A 19,262-nucleotide genomic window follows, 5' to 3' on the forward strand; every position below is an offset into this window, starting at 1 on the left:
TGCAACAAACCGCATTTATTATTACTGATTATTACGGTATCTTTGTATATCAAAGTCAGGCTGACTTCGCTAACACACCAGCAAAGTCGAGCTGGAATGTAGCAAAACTACAAAAACACTCTAAATGTCGGCAAGCATCACATAGCCGATACCACACATTCCAAATAACGGAGTTGATAATGGGATACCAGAAGATCCAGGTTCCTGCCAGCGGTGACAAAATCACTGTCAATGATGACCTCTCACTGAATGTTCCCAATAATCCAGTCATACCTTTCATCGAGGGAGATGGCATCGGTGCTGATGTAACACCTGCGATGCTTAAGGTTGTAGACGCCGCCGTAGAAAAAGCCTATGGAAGCGATCGTTCTATTGTCTGGATGGAAGTTTATACCGGTGAAAAAGCAACCACCGTTTATGGTCCTGATGAATGGATGCCTGCTGAAACTCTGGAAGCACTGAAAGAGTACAGCGTTAGCATTAAAGGCCCCCTGACCACACCAGTTGGCGGTGGCATTCGCTCCCTGAACGTAGCTTTGCGTCAGGAGCTTGATCTGTACGCCTGCATCCGTCCAGTACGCTGGTTCAAAGGTGTGCCAAGCCCAGTCACCAACCCTGAAAAAACCGATATGGTGATTTTCCGGGAGAACTCAGAAGATATTTACGCTGGTATTGAGTGGCAGGCCGACAGCGCTGAAGCCAAAAAGCTGATTACCTTCCTGAAAGAAGAAATGGGCGTAACCAAGATTCGCTTCGATGAAGGCTGCGGTATTGGTATCAAACCAGTTTCCAAGCAGGGTACCGAGCGTCTTGTTCGTAAAGCTATTCAGCACGCCATTGATAATGACCTGCCTTCCGTGACCCTGGTTCACAAGGGCAACATTATGAAGTTCACCGAAGGTTCCTTTAAGGACTGGGGTTATGAGCTGGCTGCTGAGCAGTTTGGCGCCGAGCCTCTGGATGGTGGTCCATGGCATACCCTGAAGAACCCTAAAACCGGTAATGAAATTATTATCAAAGACGTGATTGCTGATGCATTCCTGCAACAGATTCTGATGCGTCCTGCAGAATACTCTGTTATCGCTACTCTGAACCTGAATGGCGACTACATCTCCGACGCTCTGGCTGCAGAAGTTGGCGGTATCGGTATTGCTCCTGGTGCAAACATTGGTGGTAAGGTTGCTATCTTTGAAGCGACTCACGGTACTGCGCCTAAGTATGCCGGTCAGGACAAGGTAAACCCTGGTTCTCTGATTCTTTCTGCAGAAATGATGCTGCGCCACCTGGGCTGGACTGAAGCTGCCGACCTGATCATTAAAGGTATGGAAGGTGCTATCGAAGCGAAGACCGTAACTTATGACTTCGAACGCCTGATGGATGATGCGACTTTGCTGAAGTGCTCTGAGTTTGGCGATGCTATCGTGAAGCACATGTAAGCGAATTAAGAGCCAAACAAAAAGGGAGCAGTGAGAGCTGCTCCCTTTTTTGTATTTGATCTTGGTGATTTATCAGGTTTTTTGGACCATAGATAAACGACCAAAATAAAATACAGTTATGTCTCTGAGAATTCTTCCGGCTGGGCTGTGGCGGGGGTGGTTGCCTGTGCTGGTTCTGAGCCGTCTTCTGGAAGGATGCCGATGTTTACGGCATGAAGACCTTTAGGCCCCTGGATGATGTCATAGCTGACTTGCTGACCCGCCTTGAGGGTTTTGTAGCCATCCATAGTGATAGAGGAGTAGTGAACGAAGAGATCTTCGCCATTATCTTCTTCACCTGGGAGGATGAAACCATAACCTTTGGCGTTATTAAACCACTTAACTTTTCCTGTTGGCATCGTTATATCCCTCTTGTACTCCTGATGCTTTCTTTTTTTTAGTGTTATTATTCTTGTCGAGTCCCATATCCATGGGTCAGAACTAGTTTTAGATATGTAACAACGAGTGTCAAGCATATGTCAAGGTTATCCCTTGGTAATATTAATAAACTCGATTTTTGTGACAATACACTGACAAGAGAGAAGATGAGTTTCATCGAGCGGATTCGACTATCCTTAGATAAGGATCATCAAAATGAGTATGACGAAGACGGTGCAGTTGCAGTTGCAACGGCTAAGCCAAAGCTGAAACAGCCACCGAAATATAAAGTTATACTGATGAATGATGATTACACCCCTATGGATTTCGTAGTCGAGATTCTCGAGCAGTTTTTCAGGATGTCCAGGGAACGGGCAACACAGGTCATGCTGACAGTACATACCCAGGGATCGGCTGTATGTGGTGTCTACACGCGGGACGTTGCAGAAACGCGTGCAGAACAGGTCAACCGATACTCGCGGGAACATCAGCACCCCCTGATGTGCAAAGTTCAAAAAGCCACTGACTAAGGCTCCATCGGGTACGAAAATGCTTAATAAAGATCTCGAACAGACGCTCAACAGTGCTTTCCGTGAGGCACGCGACAAACGTCACGAGTTCATGACCGTAGAACACCTGTTATTAGCTCTGCTGGATAATGCTTCAGCCGCTGATGTACTGGAAGCCTGCGGCGCTGATATTCAGCAACTGCGTGACGAACTCACTAAATTCATCGATTCAACTACCCCACATATCCCTGCCGGAGATGACGAGCGTGAAACCCAGCCAACTTTGGGGTTCCAACGTGTGCTTCAGCGGGCGGTTTTCCATGTTCAAAGTTCCGGTAAGAAAGAAGTAAATGGTGCCAATGTTCTGGTCGCCATCTTCAGTGAGCAGGAAAGCCAGGCTGTTTATTTCCTCAAGCAGCAGGAAATTGCCCGTATAGATGTTGTGAACTACATCGCTCACGGTATTTCCAAGGTTCCCGGTCATCAGGGCGCTGAAACCATTGGTCAGGAGCTGGTGGAAGAATCTGCTGATCCTGAAGGGCAGGGCGCGCGCCCATTAGACTCTTACACCCTCAACCTGAATGAACAGGCTAAGCTCGGTAAGATTGACCCTCTTGTTGGCCGTGATCAGGAAGTTGAGCGTGTTTCCCAGATTCTGACCCGCCGCCGCAAGAACAATCCTTTGCTGGTTGGTGAAGCTGGCGTAGGTAAGACAGCTATTGCCGAAGGGCTTGCCAAGCGCATTGTCGATGGTGAGGTTCCTGAGATTCTGCAGGATTGTATTGTTTATTCCCTAGATCTCGGTGCGTTGCTGGCTGGTACCAAATATCGTGGTGACTTTGAGAAGCGTTTTAAGCAACTTCTTTCTGAGTTGCGTCGTAAAGAGGGTGCAATCCTCTTTATTGATGAGATTCATACCATTATTGGTGCTGGTGCAGCTTCCGGTGGTGTTATGGATGCCTCAAACCTTCTAAAACCTTTGCTGACCTCTGGCGAATTGCGCTGCATTGGTTCAACAACGTTCCAGGAATTCCGTGGCATCTTCGAAAAAGATCGCGCGCTGGCTCGCCGCTTCCAGAAGGTAGACGTGCAAGAGCCAAATGTAGATGACACATTTGAAATCTTGATGGGTCTTAAGCCTAAGTTTGAAGAACATCACGATATCACTTACGACCGTGATGCCATGAGAGCTGCTGCTGAGCTTGCGGATCGCTACATCAATGACCGCCACATGCCAGACAAGGCTATTGATGTTATTGATGAAGCTGGAGCTTACCAACGTCTTCAGACTAAAGAGGATCGTAAGACCAACATCGGTGTGCCAGAAGTAGAAGCCATTGTTTCGAAGATGGCCCGCATCCCGCCGAAGTCTGTTTCTGCCTCCGATAAAGATCTGCTTGAGAAACTGCCTCGTAACCTGAAGATGACTATTTTCGGCCAGGACGAAGCCATTACTGCACTGTCTACCAATATCCGATTGTCTCGTGCGGGACTGAAACCAACCGAGAAGCCCGTAGGTTGCTTCTTATTTGCTGGTCCTACCGGTGTAGGTAAAACAGAAGTTTGTAAGCAGTTGGCTAAATCTATGGGTATTGAGCTGGTTCGCTTTGATATGTCCGAATATATGGAGCGCCACACAGTCTCTCGCTTGATTGGTGCGCCTCCAGGTTATGTGGGCTTTGACCAGGGCGGATTGCTGACGGAAGCTATTAACAAGACCCCTCATTGCGTGCTGTTGCTTGATGAGATCGAGAAAGGCCACCCAGATGTATTCAACCTGCTGCTGCAGGTAATGGATCACGGAACCTTGACCGACAACAATGGCCGTAAAGCGGATTTCCGTAACGTTATCCTGGTCATGACCACCAATGCTGGTGCTGAGAAGATGAACCGGGCATCCATTGGCTTTGTTGAACAGGATCATCAAACAGATGGTACGGAAGCAATCAAGAAGACCTTTACTCCTGAGTTCCGGAACCGCCTTGATTCTGTGATTCAATTTAATCCGCTCTCCGAAGAAGTTATTGCCAGCGTTGTTGATAAGCAGCTGACAGAGCTTCAGGCGCAACTGGATGAGCGTAAGGTTCAGATTGAAGTCAATAAGGCAGCACGGGAATGGCTGGCTGAGAAGGGCTATGACAAGTTGATGGGCGCACGCCCAATGGCGCGTCTGGTTCAGGACAAGATTAAGAAGTCTCTTGCTGAAGACATTCTGTTTGGCAAGCTGATTGCTGGTGGATTGGTTAAGATCGGTGTGAAAGCAGGAGACCTTTCTTTCAAGATCGAGCCAGCTAAAGAGACAGCATCAGAGTCAGAAACAGAATAGTTGGGAAGGTAACCGGGTAAACCTCTGTTTGAGTTTTACCCGGTCAAATCTTTCAGGAAAGAAAGATTGATACTGACAAAACCTGTTGAGCAATCAGCAGGTTTTTTTATGTCAGTTATTAGCGAGCGCGGTAAACGATACGAGCCTTGTTCAGGTCGTAAGGAGTCAGCTCTACACGTACCTTGTCACCAGTCAGGATACGGATGTAGTTTTTGCGCATCTTTCCGGAGATATGAGCGGTCACGATGTGGCCATTCTCAAGCTCTACACGGAACATGGTGTTAGGAAGGGTGTCTACTACAACACCTTCCATTTCAATGGATTCTTCTTTTGCCATTCGGCATATACCTCGTTAGAACAAACTGTATTGCAGCTCTGGTAGATTTATTATCTCAGCGCTACAAGTAAAATTTGGCGTGCATTCTGCCCGAAATCAGCAAAATAGGCAAAGCATGCCGTCAAATAACCTTGATTTTAAAGGTTTTGCCACTGATGACCAACCAACCGCTCGAGAGGCGGAAAGTCTGTTTTATAACGCATTTTACGACACTCCCGAATCAAGTAACCCAGATAGAGATAGGGGTAACCTGCTTCTTTTGCTGCCATTATCTGCCGCAGAACAAAGTAAACACCCAGACTTCTCCTGTTATAGGCATGGTCGGGTACGTAGTAACTGTAAACAGCGGAGAATGCCTCCTGAAAATGATCAGTCACAGCCACACCAAGTAATTTCCCCGCTTCCCTGAATTCCCAGAACTCGGTGTAACCACTGTCTACGGCTAAAAAATCAGCATATTGCCTGGCAGTAGGAGGAAACATATCTCCATCCTGATGCCGCTGGTTAATATAGCGCCGGTACAAGCGATAGTACTCAAGGGTAACTGCAGGCTTGGTAATCACAAGCTCAATATCCTGATTACGATTGAGAATTTTTCTTTGGGTTCTGCTGGGCTGAAAGCCCTGAACTCTTACCCTGAGAGGAATGCAGGCACTGCACCCCGGACAATTTGGGCGGTAAGTGTGCTCACCACTGCGCCGAAAGCCCAGTTGAGCCAGCTGCTCCGCAACATCAGCTCCAATTCTTAGCTTGGGATCAAGAAACTGGGTGGCCGCGTCTTTCCCGGGAATGTAGCTGCAGGGATGAATCCCGGTTTCATATAAACCAATCTGCTGTTCATTCGCCATTATGAGTATCTCCATTACCCACTATAAGAGGCGTTGCAGGCTGCTGGCTTAATGTTTGTACAGCTTTTAAAAACAGCGAACGAGGCCGACACTCAGCACCCATCGTTTGCAAATGAGGGGTATGCATCTGGCAATCAACAAGATCAAAGCTTCCAGATTGCATAAGACTAATCAGCGCAACTTTCGAAGCATTACTGGTTCTGGAAAACATGGATTCTCCAAAAAATACCCGTCCCAGAGCGACACCATACAAACCACCGACCAGCTCGCCGCTTTCATTATGAACTTCTATAGAGTGAGCAAAACCATGCTTATGAAGCCGTATATAAGCCTCCTGCATCTCTTCCGTAATCCAGGTACCATCCTGATCCTCTCTGGGAGCAATTGAGCAGGCATGAATCACTTGAGAAAAACACTGATCAGCTGTGACCTTCCAACTCATCTTTTTCATGAACCGCTGCATACTCCGGGAAATATGCAGGGTTTGCGGAGTCAAAAGCATTCGAGGATCGGGAGACCACCACAGCAATGGTTGCCCATCACTGTACCAGGGAAAGACCCCCTGACTGTAGGCGGAAACAAGGGTTTCAGGAAGAAGATTGCCTCCAGCGCAGAGCAGACCGTCAGGGTCTTTAAGAGCCTGTTCTACGGGAGGAAATATCGGGTGTTGCTCATCAATCCACGGAATCACGTAGCAATGGTTTCCAAATCAAAAATCTACCCAACAAACTTATGATAAGGGCTAACTAAAAAGCCAGCCTTTTATACTTGAAGTTGTGGCAGGTTTTTGAAAAAGGCCAATGAGTCTGGGTTTGCCAATGCATCGGTGTTTTTCACTTCTTCTTCATGAATCAGAGCCCTGACCGCCAGCTCAGTGAGTTTGCCACTGACAGTTCTTGGGAGGTCTGGAGCCTGAACAATAACCGCTGGCACATGGCGGGGGGTAGCATTCTTGCGAATGGTTTTCCGTATACGATCCTGAAGTTGCTCATCCAGAGTCAGGTTATCTCTCAGGCGTACAAACAAGACCACACGCTCATCACCATCAACCTTCTGACCCACAGCCAGAGACTCCAGAACTTCCTCAACCTTTTCAACCTGACGGTAGATTTCTGCCGTGCCTATACGCACACCGCCGGGATTCAGCACTGCATCGGAACGGCCATGGATTATTACACCTTTTTGAGGAGTCAACTCACCATAATCACCGTGAGCCCAGATATTGTCGTAACTGGCGTAATAAGCCTTTCGATAACGGTTGCCATCTCTATCACCCCAGAACATGACCGGACGGCTTGGGAAACTCTTTTGGCAAACCAACTCCCCGCGTTCGCCGGTTACTGACTGGCCCGCATCATTATAAAACCGCACATCCATGCCAAGGCCGCGACACTGTAGCTGTCCGCGATACACAGGCTTTATGGGATTACCTAAAGCAAAGCAGGAAACAATATCTGTACCGCCAGAAATAGAAGACAACACCAGATCTGAGCCTATACCGCTATAAACAAATTCAAAGCCTTCGTGGGGCAGGGGAGACCCGGTAGAGAGAACAGAGCGTAATTTGGGTAAAGAACATTCTTTGGCTGGTTCAAAGCCGGATTTCTGCAGTGCACCAATATATCGCGCACTGGTGCCAAATACAGAAACATTTTCCTGTTCAGCAATTTCCCAGAGCACACCTGAAGAAGGGTAAAAGGGTGAACCATCAAACAGAACAAGAGTTGCACCAGTCATAAGGCCAGATACCAGCCAGTTCCACATCATCCAGCCGCAGGTGGTGAAGTAGAAAAACTTCTCTCCAGCGCGCAGATCAGTATGAAGAACAAGCTCTTTGCCGTGCTGCAGGAGTGTACCGCCATGGCCATGAACAATACATTTAGGAACACCGGTTGTGCCTGACGAATACAGAATGCAGAGCGGGTGGTCAAAAGGAACCTGAGCAAATGTCAGGGTAGGTTCTTCATCCAGAAAGTCAGCAAAAGAAAGCCCGCCACGAATATTTTCCAGGCCTGAAAGCTCTTCCTCAAAGAATGGCACTACAACCACAGTTTCAATAGAGGGTATCTGATCAACGAGTTCTGCAATGCGAGGCATACAATCAATGGTTTTGCCATTGTAGGCATAACCATTAGCAGCAATCAGAAGCTTGGGTTCAATTTGACCAAATCTGTCCAGTACACCCTGACTACCAAAATCCGGGGAACACGAAGACCAGATAGCGCCCAGACTGGTTGCAGCCAGCATCATAATAATGGTTTCCGGCATATTAGGCATAAAGCCCGCAACCCGATCATCTTGTTTAATGCCGGCACTACGAAGAGCGTTAGCTGCTCGTCCAACGGTATCTCTTAACTGATCCCGGCTGATTTCACGGCGAAGACCATTCTCACAACGAAAGATGATCGCAGCCTCTGAACCTTTATGTCGTAATAACTGTTCGGCGTAATTAAGAGTTGTGCCAGGGAACCATTTGGCCGCAAACATGCCTTGAACTTCATCTACAACTGCTTCATAGCTATTGATAGGAAGATCCAGAAACTCAGCCAGATAAGGCCAGAACTCTTCCCGCTGCTCACAGCTCCATGCATACAGATCGTCATAGCTTGAAAATTGATACCCAAACTTTTGATTAACTGATTGCAGAAATTGCCAGATTTGCGTTTGCTCAATGTGCTCAGGCGTTGGTGTCCATAAAGGTTGCTCTGACATATACGACTCTTTTGTTTTATTTATCAACAAACTGGACGATCTTTTTATTTTAATACTTAAACCGAAAAGCGATTTTATTTCTCACGGGCTGCTAACAGTGCGCGGGCAGTACGAGAGAAGTTGGGGAAGTTATTCTGGTTGCAAATGCGGCTGTTTACATCAAGAAGTTTCTCCATTTCAACACCTGATTCAATGCCAAGGCCATTCAGCATAAATAAAACATCTTCCGTTGCAACATTACCCGATGCACCTTTGGCATAAGGGCAGCCACCCAAGCCAGCAATAGCACTGTCGATGACCGTAATGCCAGACTCCATTGCAGCATAAAGATTTGCCATAGCCTGACCATAAGTATCATGAAAATGTGCCGCCAGAGCTTCAACGGGCAAGTGATTGGAAATTTTCTCAATCAGTTTACGAACCCGGATTGGATTACCAACGCCAATCGTGTCTCCAAGAGACACTTCGTAGCAGCCCATCTGATGAAGGTCTCGTGTAAGAGATGCCACTGATTCAAGAGCAATTTCGCCTTCATAAGGGCAACCCATGGTGCAGGAAAGATAGCCCCTTACGAGAACGCCTTCCGCACAAGCCTTCTCAACAACAGGCTGGAAACGCGCCATGCTCTCCGAAATAGAGCACTGGATGTTTTTCTGGGTAAATGTTTCCGAAGCTCCGGTGAATACAGCAACTTCTTGAACACCGGCCTTAAGAGCATCTTCAAGCCCCCGCATGTTGGGGGTTAAAACACAATATCTTACAGAGTCACTGTCTGGCAGCTGCTTAAGAACCTGGTCGGTATCCCGCATAGGTGGGATACGTTCAGGGTTTACAAAACTGCCAGCTTCAATACGGGTCAAGCCACTGTCTGCCAGCCCGGAAATCAGCTCAACCCTCTGTTCTACGGAAAGAGCTTTCTTTTGCCCTTGCAGGCCATCTCTTGGACCAACCTCAACAAGGGTAACCTTTTCAGGCAAGTGTGAGCCTGCGGAAAAAGTGACGGCGCCACTCATGCTGTTTGCTCCAGTGATTCTTCTTCAGAATCGCAGAAAGTCAGCAAAGCCGCGCCTTCTTCAACAAGGCTGCCAGCTTGATGAAGAATCTGGTCGATAATGCCACTATGAGGTGCCCGGATGGTCTGTTCCATTTTCATGGCTTCCAGAACAACTAACGCTTCCCCTTCTTCAACACTCTGGCCATCGGACACCATCACTGTAACCACTCTGCCATTCATGGGCGCAGTGAGATCATGTTCATCGGCCTCTGTTACAGAGTAATCGGGCTCAGAAAGAGGAAGTGTCAGTGATGGGCCGATAACAGTAACTGCATTATCAAAGCTTCGGTAAACTGCAAATGACGTGGTTTTACCCTGATAAGTTACAGTTACGCATTGATCTGAAATTTCAATGCTTTCAATAGCTAACTGATGCCCGTTAGCCTTTAACTCCCAGTTATCGCTTTGTGAACTCACGGTTACGGTGGAATGCTCACCATCACAAGACCAACATTGATACCACTGTTTCTGACCAAGCAATCTCCAACCACTGGTTTGTTGCCAAAGCGATTGAGATTCTTCTGAAGAATCTGCAGCCAGTGTTGCAGCCGCCATAGCCAGAGAACGCTCTTCTTCATCAATAGAAAGCAGCTGGGATTGGTGACGTGGAATAAAGCCAGTATCCGGCGTTTCAGAAAAAGCTGGCTGTTTCAGGGTTCGCAGCAGGAAGTCACGATTACTGGTTAAACCTGTCAGATGGGTATTTTCCAAAGCTGAGATCAAGCGATCTGTAGCCTGTTGGCGATCATGACCCCAGGTTACAAGCTTGGCGACCATAGGGTCATACCAGGTGGTAATCTCATCACCAGCCCTGACACCGGTTTCTACTCGCAGCCATGGCTGGGCAACGGGCCAGTTCAACGTGCCGATTGTTCCAGTTGCTGGCAAAAATTCCCGTTCAGGTTCTTCTGCATAAAGGCGAACTTCAAGAGAGTGTCCTTCAACAGTCAGTTCATCTTGAGATAAGGGCAGGGGAGTACCTTCTGCCACCCGAATCTGCCACTCAACCAGGTCCTGACCAGTCACCATTTCAGTCACCGGGTGCTCAACCTGCAGGCGGGTGTTCATTTCCATAAAATAGAAACTGCCGTCAGTATCCATCAGAAACTCAACGGTACCAGCGCCTACGTAACCAATAGATTGTCCGGCTGCAACAGCGGCCTCTCCCATGGCCTTACGAAGTTCATCGGATAATCCTGGGGCAGGAGCTTCTTCAACGACTTTCTGATGACGGCGCTGAATTGAGCAGTCACGGTCAAACAGGTAAACACCCTGGCCTTGCTGATCGAAAAATATCTGCACCTCGATATGTCTTGGTGCTGCAAGGTATTTCTCAACCAGCATGGTGGTATCGCCAAAAGCTTTCTCGGCTTCTCTACGGGCACCATCCAAAGTTTCCTGGAAATCTGAGGGAGTGGAAACGATACGCATACCTTTACCACCGCCACCGGCGGCAGCTTTCAGCATAACCGGGTAGCCGATATGTTCCGCAGCTTTCCTTAGAGTTTCATCATTCTGATCTTCCCCATGATAGCCGGAAAGAAGAGGAACATTTGCCTGCTCCATCAAACGCTTAGCTTCACTTTTGGAAGCCATGCTTTCCATCGCGCTGGCAGGTGGGCCAATAAACAGAATATTGCTTTGCTCAAGCTTTTGGGAAAACTCAGCATTCTCGGAAAGAAACCCGTAACCTGGATGGATAGCATCAGCTCCCCAGTCTTGGGCAACCTGGATAATTTTCTGTTGATTCAAATAGCTGGCGCTGGATTCTGCCGGGCCAACACAAAAGCTGTGGTCGGCCATATTGGCGGCCAGACTCGTCATATCTGGCTCAGAGCAGACAACTGCCGTTTCTATACCCAGTTTTTTTGCTGTTTGAATGACCCGGCAGGCAATTTCGCCACGGTTGGCGATCAGCAGCTTTTTAATTTTTTTTGTTTGAGTTGAGGCTTGAGTAGACATCAGTTGCTGGTCTCCTGCCAGTTGGGAGCACGTTTCTCCAGAAAAGCTCCCAAACCTTCTTGTCCTTCCAGGGTATTGCGGATTTCGGCAATGGCATGACTGGTCATTTGCATCAGGGACGAATCAATATCTTTCCCGGCAATATCACTGATCAGCTGCTTGCAGGCTCTGGTTGCAGCAGGTCCATTGTTCTTGATGGCGGTAATGATTTTTTCTGCTTTTGTCGCCGCATCAGTGCGCTCTTCAAACAGCTGGTGCACGATATTCATCGCCAATGCTGATTCTGAAGAGATCAACTCAGCTGTAAGCATATAGCGGCGAGCATTACGCTCTCCCATAGCCCGTACTACATAAGGGCTGATCACTGCCGGAATAATCCCGAGCTTAACTTCGCTCAGGCAGAAGCGGGCATCGGTTGTTGCCAGCACAATATCGCTGGTACAGATAATGCCCAGAGCACCACCAAAGGCAGAACCCTGAACCAGGGTGATAACAGGAGCAGGGAAGGTATCAAGCAGTTGCATCATCTCTGCCAAAGCCTGGGCATCGGCCTGGTTGGCTTCATAATTCAGCTTGGCAGTGCGCTTCATCCAGCCAAGATCCGCTCCGGCACAAAAAGTGTCGCCAGCGGCAGAAATCATCAGGGCACGGATGCTGCTGTCGTTATGCCACTGTTTCAGGGTTGTAGAGATCGTGGCAATCATGCTGTCATCAAAGGCATTGCGCTTTTCAACACGGTTCAAAACCAGTCTGGCAACACCTTGATTGATGGAAGTCTGGACAGCTAGTGTATTCGTTTCAGAAGTCATAATCGTTTCCTGCCCCTTACATTCGGAATACACCGAACTGAGTGTCTTCAATTGGAGCATTCAGTGCGGCTGCAAGACTCAGACCCAGAACTTCCCGGGTATCCCTGGGATCAATAATTCCGTCGTCCCAGAGCCGCGCACTGGCGTACAGTGGATTGCCCATACGATCGTAATCATCAATCACTTCCTGGCGACACTGCTGATCTTGTTCGTCCGTCCACTCCTGACCTTTCTTGATGGCAGAGGCGCTTTTCACCATGGTCATAACACCTGCGGCCTGCTCACCACCCATCACAGAGATACGAGCATTCGGCCAGCTCCACAAGAAACGAGGGTCATAGGCACGACCACACATGCCATAGTTACCGGCGCCAAAGCTGCCACCAATAATCACTGTTAACTTCGGAACCTTGGCGCAGGACACAGCATTCACCAGCTTGGCACCATGTTTGGCAATACCACCGGCTTCGTAGCGGGCACCGACCATAAACCCGGTAATATTTTGCAGGAAAATCAGAGGAATCTTGCGTTGGCAGCACAGCTCAACAAAGTGAGCACCTTTCTGTGCAGATTCAGAAAACAGGATACCGTTGTTGGCAATAATGCCCACAGGATAGCCGTGAATACGGGCAAAACCTGTGACCAAAGTGGTACCGAAATTAGCTTTGAATTCATCCAGCTCTGAGTTATCGACAATACGCCCGATCACCTCCCTTACGTCGTAAGGCGTCTTAAGACTGGCAGGAACCACACCGCAGAGCTCAGCTGGATCCAACTTGGGAGGACGGGATTCGATCTTATCTGGCAGAGCAGGCGGGGCGGTATTTAACCGGGCAACAGACTGGCGAGCCAACTGCAGAGCGTGGTGATCATTCTCAGCAATATAATCAACAACACCAGATACCTTACCGTGAACCTCTGCGCCACCCAGGTCTTCAGCAGACACTTCTTCACCTGTTGCCGCTTTTACCAGCGGTGGACCAGCGAGGAAAATAGTGCCCTGATTGCGAACAATAATACTTTCATCCGCCATCGCTGGAACATAAGCGCCACCGGCTGTACAGGAACCCATAACCACTGCTATCTGGGCAATACCTCGAGAAGACATGTTGGCCTGATTAAAGAAAATCCGGCCAAAGTGTTCCCGATCCGGGAATACCTCGTCCTGCCGAGGCAGGTTGGCACCACCGGAGTCCACCAGATAGATGCAGGGAAGACGATTTTCTGCAGCAATAGTCTGTGCACGCAAATGTTTTTTTACAGTGAGAGGGTAGTAGCTTCCACCTTTCACCGTGGCATCGTTAGCCACAATCATGCAGGTGCGCCCAGAAACTTGCCCAATACCTGCCACTACACCAGCGGCAGGAACATCTTCCCCATACACGTCGTACGCCGCAAAACGTCCCAGCTCGAGAAAAGGTGAACCAGTGTCCAGCAGGGCACTGATACGTTCCCGAGGCAACAACTTGCCACGGGACTCATGACGATCACGAGAAGCTTTTGGGCCACCGGCAGTAATAACTTTGGAAAGCTGATTGATGGTTTCAATCTGCTCCAGCATAACGTCGCGGTTACTGATATATTCAGGCGACGCCGTGCTGATTTTTCTTGAAATAACGGGCATAGCTTATTGTTTTCCTGTTATTTTCTTATATTTGACTCCGGATTATTTTCCGGAGAAAAGCTCACGACCAATCAACATGCGACGAATTTCGGAGGTACCCGCGCCGATCTCATAAAGCTTGGCATCACGCAGTAAACGGCCGGTGGGATATTCGTTGGTGTAGCCATTGCCGCCCAGCAGCTGGATAGCATCCAGCGCCATTTGCGTGGCTTTTTCTGCACAGTAAAGAATGACACCCGCTGCATCTTTACGGGTGGTTTCACCACGGTCACAGGCACGGGCAACGGTGTACAGATAAGCGCGGCAGGCATTCATGTTGCTGTACATATCAGCAACCTTTCCCTGTACCAGCTGGAATTCACCGATAGGCAGGCCGAACTGTTTGCGTTCGTGAATATAAGGAAGAACTGCATCCATGCAGGCCAGCATAATGCCGGTTGGGCCAGCGGAAAGAACAACTCGCTCGTAGTCCAGACCGCTCATCAAAACCTTTACGCCCGCATCTTCAGTTCCGAGAATATTTTCCCGTGGCACAGGAGTATTTTCGAACACCAACTCACAGGTGTTGGAGCCTCGCATGCCTAGTTTGTCCAGATGAGGAGAGCGAGAGAAACCGGGGAAATCACGCTCAACAATAAATGCAGTAATACCGTGAGCTTTCTTTTCCGGGGAGGTTTTGGCATAGATCACATAAGTATCAGCGTCTGGACCATTGGTAATCCACATTTTGCTGCCGTTCAGCACAAAGTGATTGCCTTTATCTTCCGCACGCAGCCCCATACTGACTACATCAGAACCGGCATTGTGTTCACTCATTGCGAGAGCGCCAACCTGATCACCGCTTACCAAGCCGGGAAGATATTTTTTCTTCTGTTCTTCCGTACCGTTAAGGCGAATCTGGTTAACACAGAGGTTTGAATGGGCACCGTAGCTCAGAGCGACAGAGGCTGATGCCCGGCTGATCTCTTCCATAACAACAGCGTGTGCCAAGTAACCCAAGCCAAGACCACCAAACTCTTCCGGCACGGTGATACCGAGCAAGCCCATATCACCAAACTTTTTCCAGAGATCCATTGGGAAACGGTTTTCCTTATCGATTTCCGCAGCCCGTGGAGCAATTTCGGCTTCCGCAAACTGGCGAACCTGCTCGCGGAACATGTCGATGGTTTCACCCAGCCCAAAGTTCAGATCATTCATGGCAATCATGGACTTATTCCTCTGTGATCGTGTTTTTATTATTAATAGGGGCAGTCGTACTTGAGGTTGTTTCAGAAAACTCTTCTAAAGCCTGTTTACAGCGGGCTTCAGATTCATCCAGCTCAATCATCATGACCTGAATATCATGGAGCTGTTGAGCAAGATTGGTTCTGTGAGATTCGATGGTTTCCAGCATGGTCTTCAATTGCCGGCGATTACCACTGGCCGGGTCATAAAGGTCGAACAGGGCTTTTGACTCTTCCAGGGTAAAGCCCAAGCGCTTTCCACGAAGAATGAGTTTCAGTCTAACCCTGTCGCCGGGGCTGTAGATGCGAACCTGTCCACGGCGGGTCGGTGCAAGCAAACCCTGCTCTTCGTAAAAACGAATGGTGCGCGGGGTGACATCAAACTCCCGGGCAAGATCTGAGATGGAGTAAGTCTGGTTTTTATCAGAACTCATAAGACGAATCCTGTAAGAAATACGATGTTATTAATTTTTATGAGGGCATTGTATGCACTAATTACCTTTACGTAAACGTAAACCTAAAAAGAAAAAAAAGGGAAGAAAAGAGTTATAGGCACACAGAAAACTCCATGTGCCTGCATAATCAAGCTTGAAAGCTTAGAGTTGCGCCCAGATCGGGGCGTGATCCGAAGGTTTTTCCATTCCGCGAATATCGTAATCAACACCGGCACCGGAACAGTTTTCCAATAAAGGCTTGGTCACCAGAATATGGTCTATGCGCAGGCCTCGTTTGGGTTCACGTTCAAAACCACGGGAGCGATAATCAAACCAGCTAAATAGGTCATTAGCGTCAGGATATAAATGACGGTAACTGTCAGTTAAACCCCAACCTAGAAGTTTTTGGTACCACTCGCGCTCTTCTGGCAAAAAGCTGCATTTTCCTGTTTTGATCCAACGCTTGGCATTATCTGGCCCGATACCAATATCAGTGTCTTCGGGAGAAATATTGAAATCACCCAGCACAATAACCGGTTGATCAGGGGAACAGCTCTTCTCCAGAAAGCTTTGCAGGTTCTCGTAGAATCGAACCTTGTTCGGGAATTTTTCGGGATGCTCACGATTTTCTCCCTGGGGGAAATAACCGTTGATGACTTTTACTGTTTGTCCGTTCCAGGGTAAATCAACCATAACCATTCGCCGTTGAGCATCTTCCGGCTCCCCCTCAAAACCTTTTTGCACAGAGACAGGCTTCTCTTTGGTCAGAGTTGCCACACCATAGTGAGTCTTCTGGCCATGAAATGTGGCGTGGTAACCAAGTTCTTCTATAGCCTGAACCGGAAAGTCTGCGTCAGTCGCCTTGGTTTCTTGGATACCAATTACATCGGGGTGATGTTTTTCTATCATGGCTTCAAGTTGATGAAGCCGCATGCGGATACTGTTGGCGTTAAAAGAGATAATCTTCATTTTCTTTTTACCTGATACCTGTCATGAACAGGCTGATTGAACAGGACAGGACATCTGTAGGCAAGAACAAAAGACCGTGATAACTTGGATGAAGAGCAGGGAAGAGGCGCTTTCCTGTCAGCCGTACCACAATAAAAAGAACAAATAATGGCTGGAGATCTGAATGACCACTGCAACCGTTGAAGCAGATAGCACCCTTTCTACCCGATATTTAGACTCATCATGGAGCCGCCAGATTCGCTCTCTCCTGTACCATGCCTATCGGGATGATCCGATGTTTCAGTGTATCTTAGAATCTGACAGGAAAGGGTATCTTCAACGAATCCGGGCCTGCACCCGAGAACTTGCTGCAAGCTATTTTACTGAAAACATGCCAATTATCGGCCTTCTGGTTGGTGACCGCCTGACTGGTGTGGCTTTTGTTGCCAGCAGTGACAAAGCAGAAGAAGTCACCAACCGGTTGTTGTGGCGTGTCAGGATGATGCTTTCTATCGGATATAGCTGTACAGAGAATTATCTTGAATACCAGCAAAGTCTGCGCGATACCTTGCCAGAGACTCGTTCCTACCTGTTGCCTCTTATTGGTATTCATCCGGAATTCCGTGATCTGGGCTTCGGCCGCAAATTGCTAAACGCTGTTCATGATCTCTGTGATCTGGATCAGGAGTCATCGGGAAGCGTATTAAGTTTGAGCAACAAAGAATTGCTACCTTTCTTTAAAGGTATGGGGTACCAGATATCAGGAGAGGTGGAGCAGGGCGATTACCAGCAGACATTATTGCTTCGCCCACGCCCCGCCATAAAAGAATAGAGTTATCGGCGAAAGTTCAGCTTTTGGGCGATCAGATATTTACCATTAAAAAGTCGACTTTGGTAACAGGTCACACTCACCCGACTCTTATCTTTTCCTGAAAGAGCGAGGGAAGGCGACTGGACCCGTTCCATGCTTTCGATATCGGGTGATTCGCTGAGAGAAATTCTTTTTACGTATCTGGAGACGTTTTCATCACTCAGTTCCTGCTGGGGAACGGCAGAGATATACCAGTCCAAGTTTCGGGGGGCATCCATAAATCGCCCTACGAATTGCAGGGAATTATTCACCATTTCACTGTGCCGAGCCTGTTTGGCCAGAACATCCAGGCTGTGCAGGCCATACCCGGTAATCATCAGCTGGCTACTAGATATCTTCGACTGCAGGTCTTTTATGGAAAAGATCAGGTTGCTCCATTCTTCCTGAGAACGAGATTGTCCAGAATAAACCGCTCTTACACAGTTTTTGGCTTCGGTTTCTATAGCAATAGCTTCAGCGTGCAAGGCTTGCTTCGCAATATCCTGGGGTGATTGCCTGGAAGCCTGATCATTATCCTGGGAAGATTTGTCTCGTTTCTTCTTGTTCAGGAAAAAAACGAGTAATGCGGTAATGCAAACAACAGCAACACCAATGAATACAGCCAAATTCATTGAATGGAGAACTCCACACTTAGAGAGATACGGTATGTAGGTGATTCTACAGACTTAAGTTCTTGAAAAGACTGACGGGGGGCAGCTTTTCGCTGTTTAGGCCTGGGTTAGAGTGGGCGATGAATACGTAGGGTTATTATCGACAATTATTGTATTTAACATAATATAGATTATGCGCACTTAATTGTATTGCTATCAGTGTCCTCATTTAACTGCTATCTGAGCACGCCAGCCTGATGCTCCAGGTAATCTACTATGTGTTCAATTTCTAAATAACTTAAATCTGGGTTGTCAGGCATTTTCGTATAACGGTACTCAGATGGCTTCTTTATATAAGCTTTGAGGAACTCTTTGGATCTATACGAAACAATTGCCCTGGGAGCTAACAAATCTGGCCCCTTATCACCACCTTGACGATCCAGTGCATGGCAAACCAGGCATCGGCTACGAAACAATTCATATCCTTTATATATACCGGAATCTCTAGCAACTCCACGAGGCCAAAGATTGCTGTATGACTTGTCGAATCTGGCTAATTCAATAACTGTTGTTTTGGCCGGCCATGGATAACCAGCCTCCAGCCGCTGTTCCTTTCCTTCCCACACAATATAAAATGGCCCAAGATCTGTGGTACCACCTCTTGGCTCCCATCCTTGGGGCCAGCTCAAATCTTCAATGGCTACCCAGCCTCCTTTTATATTTACCGGTTTAAGCGCCATTGCCGGGTTGTAGCCGTCTAGTGTGTGGAATATGACAGAATCATTACTTTCTAACGACTTTGGCCGTTTTTGAAACCCAAAGCGCAAGATCTCATCTAAACGAAAGGCTTTGTACTTTTTGTCTTTTAGATAATATGGGTCATAGATAGAAATAATATGACTTGTAAGCTTTGAGCGTATATCTGCGAGGCTGAGACTATGCTGAAAGCCTTGTTCCCGGAATATCAGAGTCTCTTGTGCTTGGATTTCAAAAGAACAAAGCACAAAAGTAACCACCCCTATTAGTCTTTTTATCGCTTTCTTCATTATCAGTATTTTCAATAATTCCCCCGATAATGTAGTTAAAAACAATAGATACCCCCAAATTTCATTCATAGAAATGAGCACGAGTAAATGGTCGTACGACATAAATCACATTTTTT

The 19,262-nt window shown here is 47.8% G+C and carries 18 protein-coding genes; 4 read left to right on the forward strand and 14 right to left on the reverse strand.

The genetic code is table 11. The features are described 5' to 3' along the window. The first annotated feature begins 179 nt into the window (after window positions 1-179). Window positions 180-1,436: an NADP-dependent isocitrate dehydrogenase gene (gene icd, locus ACY2RR_RS10220; RefSeq protein ID WP_490108046.1), complete on the forward strand. Its 1,257-nt coding sequence runs from the start codon at window positions 180-182 to the stop codon at window positions 1,434-1,436. Between the two features lie 116 nt (window positions 1,437-1,552). Here icd and ACY2RR_RS10225 read toward each other — a convergent pair whose 3' ends face one another. Then, window positions 1,553-1,834 carry a cold-shock protein gene (locus ACY2RR_RS10225; RefSeq protein ID WP_490108047.1) on the reverse strand — a complete coding sequence of 94 codons (282 nt, stop codon included), beginning with the start codon at window positions 1,832-1,834 and terminating at the stop codon, window positions 1,553-1,555. A gap of 186 nt (window positions 1,835-2,020) precedes the next feature. Here ACY2RR_RS10225 and clpS point away from each other — a divergent pair, with 186 nt between their 5' ends. Continuing rightward, window positions 2,021-2,383 carry an ATP-dependent Clp protease adapter ClpS gene (gene clpS / locus ACY2RR_RS10230; RefSeq protein WP_490108048.1) on the forward strand — a complete coding sequence of 121 codons (363 nt, stop codon included), beginning with the start codon at window positions 2,021-2,023 and terminating at the stop codon, window positions 2,381-2,383. Between the two features lie 19 nt (window positions 2,384-2,402). After that, entirely contained in the window at window positions 2,403-4,688 is a 2,286-nt protein-coding gene (gene clpA, locus ACY2RR_RS10235; RefSeq protein ID WP_490108049.1) for an ATP-dependent Clp protease ATP-binding subunit ClpA, read from the forward strand. Between the two features lie 118 nt (window positions 4,689-4,806). Here the strand turns inward: clpA and infA are convergent, their stop codons facing one another. The 11 genes from infA to xthA form a co-directional block, all read right to left on the reverse strand. Then, complete coding sequence (gene infA, locus ACY2RR_RS10240; RefSeq protein ID WP_281646318.1) at window positions 4,807-5,025, reverse strand: translation initiation factor IF-1; 219 nt, start codon at window positions 5,023-5,025, stop codon at window positions 4,807-4,809. A 137-nt stretch (window positions 5,026-5,162) separates the two neighbouring features. Continuing rightward, window positions 5,163-5,873 (reverse strand): arginyltransferase, encoded by a 711-nt coding sequence (locus tag ACY2RR_RS10245; protein ID WP_490108050.1) that lies wholly within the window; start codon window positions 5,871-5,873, stop codon window positions 5,163-5,165. Beyond that, the gene (gene aat, locus ACY2RR_RS10250) at window positions 5,863-6,564 is read right to left on the reverse strand and encodes a leucyl/phenylalanyl-tRNA--protein transferase (protein WP_490108051.1); all 702 of its coding nucleotides are present in this window, start codon (window positions 6,562-6,564) and stop codon (window positions 5,863-5,865) included. The genes ACY2RR_RS10245 and aat overlap by 11 nt, the downstream gene beginning before the upstream one ends. Before the next feature lie 71 nt (window positions 6,565-6,635). Continuing rightward, window positions 6,636-8,585 (reverse strand): acetoacetate--CoA ligase, encoded by a 1,950-nt coding sequence (locus ACY2RR_RS10255; protein WP_490108052.1) that lies wholly within the window; start codon window positions 8,583-8,585, stop codon window positions 6,636-6,638. A 74-nt stretch (window positions 8,586-8,659) separates the two neighbouring features. Next, complete coding sequence (locus ACY2RR_RS10260; RefSeq protein WP_490108053.1) at window positions 8,660-9,598, reverse strand: hydroxymethylglutaryl-CoA lyase; 939 nt, start codon at window positions 9,596-9,598, stop codon at window positions 8,660-8,662. After that, window positions 9,595-11,601 (reverse strand): ATP-binding protein, encoded by a 2,007-nt coding sequence (locus tag ACY2RR_RS10265; RefSeq protein ID WP_490108054.1) that lies wholly within the window; start codon window positions 11,599-11,601, stop codon window positions 9,595-9,597. The genes ACY2RR_RS10260 and ACY2RR_RS10265 overlap by 4 nt, the downstream gene beginning before the upstream one ends. Next, the gene (locus ACY2RR_RS10270; protein WP_490108055.1) at window positions 11,601-12,410 is read right to left on the reverse strand and encodes an enoyl-CoA hydratase-related protein; all 810 of its coding nucleotides are present in this window, start codon (window positions 12,408-12,410) and stop codon (window positions 11,601-11,603) included. The genes ACY2RR_RS10265 and ACY2RR_RS10270 overlap by 1 nt, the downstream gene beginning before the upstream one ends. Window positions 12,411-12,426: 16 nt before the next feature. Beyond that, on the reverse strand, window positions 12,427-14,034 hold the full coding sequence (locus ACY2RR_RS10275) for a carboxyl transferase domain-containing protein (RefSeq protein WP_490108056.1): 1,608 nt from the start codon (window positions 14,032-14,034) through the stop codon (window positions 12,427-12,429). A 42-nt stretch (window positions 14,035-14,076) separates the two neighbouring features. After that, complete coding sequence (locus ACY2RR_RS10280) at window positions 14,077-15,240, reverse strand: isovaleryl-CoA dehydrogenase (RefSeq protein ID WP_490108057.1); 1,164 nt, start codon at window positions 15,238-15,240, stop codon at window positions 14,077-14,079. A 4-nt stretch (window positions 15,241-15,244) separates the two neighbouring features. After that, window positions 15,245-15,691: a MerR family transcriptional regulator gene (locus ACY2RR_RS10285; RefSeq protein ID WP_490108058.1), complete on the reverse strand. Its 447-nt coding sequence runs from the start codon at window positions 15,689-15,691 to the stop codon at window positions 15,245-15,247. Between the two features lie 162 nt (window positions 15,692-15,853). Further along, entirely contained in the window at window positions 15,854-16,660 is an 807-nt protein-coding gene (gene xthA / locus ACY2RR_RS10290) for an exodeoxyribonuclease III (protein WP_490108059.1), read from the reverse strand. A 163-nt stretch (window positions 16,661-16,823) separates the two neighbouring features. On the opposite strand from xthA, the gene ACY2RR_RS10295 reads away from it, so the two are divergent. After that, window positions 16,824-17,471 (forward strand): N-acetyltransferase, encoded by a 648-nt coding sequence (locus ACY2RR_RS10295; protein WP_490108060.1) that lies wholly within the window; start codon window positions 16,824-16,826, stop codon window positions 17,469-17,471. A gap of 2 nt (window positions 17,472-17,473) precedes the next feature. On the opposite strand, the gene ACY2RR_RS10300 is transcribed toward ACY2RR_RS10295, so the two are convergent. Both ACY2RR_RS10300 and ACY2RR_RS10305 read right to left on the reverse strand, forming a co-directional pair. Then, window positions 17,474-18,121, reverse strand: a complete 648-nt coding sequence (locus tag ACY2RR_RS10300) for a hypothetical protein (protein ID WP_490108061.1) — start codon at window positions 18,119-18,121, stop codon at window positions 17,474-17,476. Window positions 18,122-18,336: 215 nt separating this feature from the next. Beyond that, window positions 18,337-19,215, reverse strand: a complete 879-nt coding sequence (locus ACY2RR_RS10305) for a c-type cytochrome (RefSeq protein WP_490108062.1) — start codon at window positions 19,213-19,215, stop codon at window positions 18,337-18,339. Between the last annotated feature and the right edge of the window lie 47 nt (window positions 19,216-19,262).

It is taken from the genome of Parendozoicomonas sp. 2304DJ65-17, from assembly GCF_058148445.1.